The 2757-nt window shown below is 59.2% G+C and carries 4 protein-coding genes and 1 pseudogene; 3 read left to right on the plus strand and 2 right to left on the minus strand.

Translation table 11 applies throughout. The features are described 5' to 3' along the window. Positions 1–44: 44 nt before the first annotated feature. Together EN742_RS30810 and EN742_RS30815 are read right to left on the minus strand one after the other, a co-directional pair. Positions 45–635, minus strand: a complete 591-nt coding sequence (locus EN742_RS30810) for a TadE/TadG family type IV pilus assembly protein (RefSeq protein WP_126056639.1) — start codon at positions 633–635, stop codon at positions 45–47. Positions 636–786: 151 nt separating this feature from the next. Continuing rightward, positions 787–1206 carry a pilus assembly protein N-terminal domain-containing protein gene (locus EN742_RS30815; protein WP_127406816.1) on the minus strand — a complete coding sequence of 140 codons (420 nt, stop codon included), beginning with the start codon at positions 1204–1206 and terminating at the stop codon, positions 787–789. Between the two features lie 358 nt (positions 1207–1564). Here EN742_RS30815 and EN742_RS30820 point away from each other — a divergent pair, with 358 nt between their 5' ends. From EN742_RS30820 to EN742_RS39735, 3 genes and pseudogenes are all read left to right on the plus strand, one after another. Beyond that, positions 1565–1735 carry a Flp family type IVb pilin gene (locus EN742_RS30820; RefSeq protein ID WP_126056637.1) on the plus strand — a complete coding sequence of 57 codons (171 nt, stop codon included), beginning with the start codon at positions 1565–1567 and terminating at the stop codon, positions 1733–1735. Positions 1736–1888: 153 nt separating this feature from the next. After that, positions 1889–2407, plus strand: coding sequence for a prepilin peptidase (locus EN742_RS30825; protein WP_127406815.1), 519 nt, complete (start codon positions 1889–1891; stop codon positions 2405–2407). A gap of 206 nt (positions 2408–2613) precedes the next feature. Then, a pseudogene (locus tag EN742_RS39735) lies at positions 2614–2757 on the plus strand (Flp pilus assembly protein CpaB); the annotation flags it as partial.

Genomic DNA, 2757 nt, shown 5'->3' on the forward strand with positions numbered 1-2757 from the left:
ATACATGCCCTTACCCCCGTTTTGCCGAAGCATGCCCGTAAGTCTCAATTGTCGAACGGTTCGTTCTGCCAGGTCACCGACGCGAAATGCAGCGTGTTGCCGTCCTTCAGATTGGCCATCGACCTGGCCATGAAGTCGGTCATGACCGGCCATTTGTAGAAGACACGCAGCATGTTCTTCGATTCCGCCAGCCCAGGCGATACGCCGAAGCTCGTCGAATTGGTGCCCTGCGTCAGCACGATGTCGCCGTTTACGATCTTGAAGCTTGCCGTTGCGGCGTCCGCAAAGGTTGGATATTCGCGCAGGTCGACGAGCAACCCCGGGCAGTTCTTGGCGACCATGATCTCCAACTTGGCGCAGATCATGTCCTTCAACTTGGTGCCGGACACGTCGGCCGGCCTTAGCTGGCCGGTGCGCAGTTGGCGGGCGATGTCATCCGTGGCATTGGCCATCACCTCCTGGCCGGCAAATGAAATACAGCTTTCGAGGATGGCGAAGACGAGGAGAGCAAAAGGCAGGGCCAACATAGCGAACTCTATCGCCGTGCTGCCGCGCCGATCGCCAGAAAAGCGGGAGCGGAGCCTTGTCCGCCCTTTGCCGCGATTGTCGTCCTCGGGTGCCGGATTCCCGCGCATGCCCCCTCCCTGCCGATCCGTTGATGCCGGCCGGAACACTAGCCAAAACCCATTGAGGTCCGGTTTGGATGACCGTTAGAGTCGTCGAAAAGCCCTTAACCAGCAGCTAACCGTGGCCGGCGGCGCGGCAACGCCGCCGGCGGCCGGCGATTCAGTGGCTGGCGCTCATCTCGGTTTCCGAGGTTCTCTCGCTATCGCTCTTGTAGGAACTCTCGCAATAGGGCGTGCAGGACAGGGTCTGGATCTCGGCACGCCTGTAGATTCTGACCGAGGATGCATCCTGCCGCACGACGGTGACCTGCTCGTCGATGATCGGGCTGCCTTCCTGGTCGAGGACGACCAGATTGGTGACGCCGAATCCCTTGCCCGTCAGTACGATCGTCGAGGCGTCCTGCACGGAGGCATCGGCAATCGCCGGATTGCCGATGACGATTGTGTCGGCGGCGCGCGACAGCTTGACGATCTTGGCCTGGTTCATGGTGACCTCGATGCCGGACCCAGCTTTTGCCGGCATGACGAAAGTGGCGGCGAGAAGCGCGGCAACTGCAAACGACGATCTCAATCCGGTCATCAGGACGCTCCAGGGCGGCAAACTGTTCAACGGAACATGAACGAGATTGGTGAACCAACGGTTAAGCCCCGGGCTGTCACGCTTAACACCAGGCTACGGTTGCATGCCGCGCGGGCCGTGATCGCTGCTTGAGCGATCGTCGGGGACCCCGCCTTTACCGCTGCTTTGCGCGAGGCGAGGCGGCCTTTCACTACTTTAGCCGACGATTAACCAAGCAACGGATTCGCGACCGGAAAGGAATCGGTAAGGCTGTTTATTAAGCCGATCGAAAGGGCTTCTCCCTAGATTGGGCAGCATCCGATCAACCGGCAAGAGAAGTTGACGGAAGTGCTGTAACACGTGGAGTAGGAGCTCTCGAATGTCTAATCTCATTGCACGTTTTGTGAAGAACGAGTCCGGTGCGACCGCCATCGAATATGGCTTGATCGCCGCTCTCATCGCGCTCGCCATCATGGTCGGCGCCGGCGCCCTCGGCAATGCGCTGAACAACAAGTTCAACGCGATCGCCACGACGGTCAATAACTCGTAATATCGAAGCAACCAGCTTGCTTTCAAATAAGGGCCGCCTCATTGGCGGCCCTTATTTTTGCCGTGCGGGCGATTTTGAAGTCCCGGTCTCATCATTCGTTAATCGAACCTACCTAGGCTGGCGCCAGATATGGTTTGATCACAGGCGCCACCCATGCTTGAAGCCCTGATCTTCGTCGTCTTTCCGTTCTGCATGCTGTTTGCCGCGATCTCGGACATATTGTCGATGACGATCGCCAACCGCGTGTCGGTGCTGCTGGTGACCGTGTTTGCCCTGGTGGCGCCGCTGACTGGAATGGACTGGGCGACCTATGGCTGGCATTTTGCGGCAGGCTTCCTGGTGTTGGCCGTGACCTTCGGCCTGTTCGCGCTGGGCGGCATGGGCGGCGGCGACGCCAAACTGCTCGCCGCCACGTCGCTGTGGATGGGCTTCAACATCCATCTTGTCGAATATCTTGTGGTTTCGACGTTCATCGGCGGCCTCCTGACGCTTGCCATCCTCGCCTACCGGAAATCGCCGCTGGCATCCTTTACCGGCCATAATCCATTTTTGCGCCACTTCGCCGACGAAACGAACGGCATACCCTACGGCATCGCGCTCGGCATTGGCGGGTTGCTCATCTATCCGGATTCGCCTCTGGTGGTGTGGGCGCTGGCAAGGCTGGCCACATAGGCTCTTCATTGTCCCGCGTTCGACGCGTCTCGCTTTTGATTCGGGCGGCTTGGCCGCCCTTTTCGCATTCCGGAGGCAGTTCCTTCTAATTTATGTAAACCTTAAATTAATCACGATCGTAAGCATTGCATTAACCTTGTTTTGACGATTGCGGCTGCAAAGTCCCCCCTGGCTAGGTGGTTTGCCAAAGGCGAGGGTTCGGACAGATGCCAGCATCCCGACTGATAATACTAAGCGTGGCGGTGGCCGCGGCGGGCGGCGCAGGCTATGTCGCGAAGAAGATGGTGGTGGCTCCGCCGCCCCAGGTCACCGTCGATTCCCCCAAGGCGCCGGCCATCGCCCTGCAGGAC

This window comes from Mesorhizobium sp. M4A.F.Ca.ET.020.02.1.1, from assembly GCF_004022645.1.
Classification (GTDB): Bacteria; Pseudomonadota; Alphaproteobacteria; order Rhizobiales; family Rhizobiaceae; genus Mesorhizobium.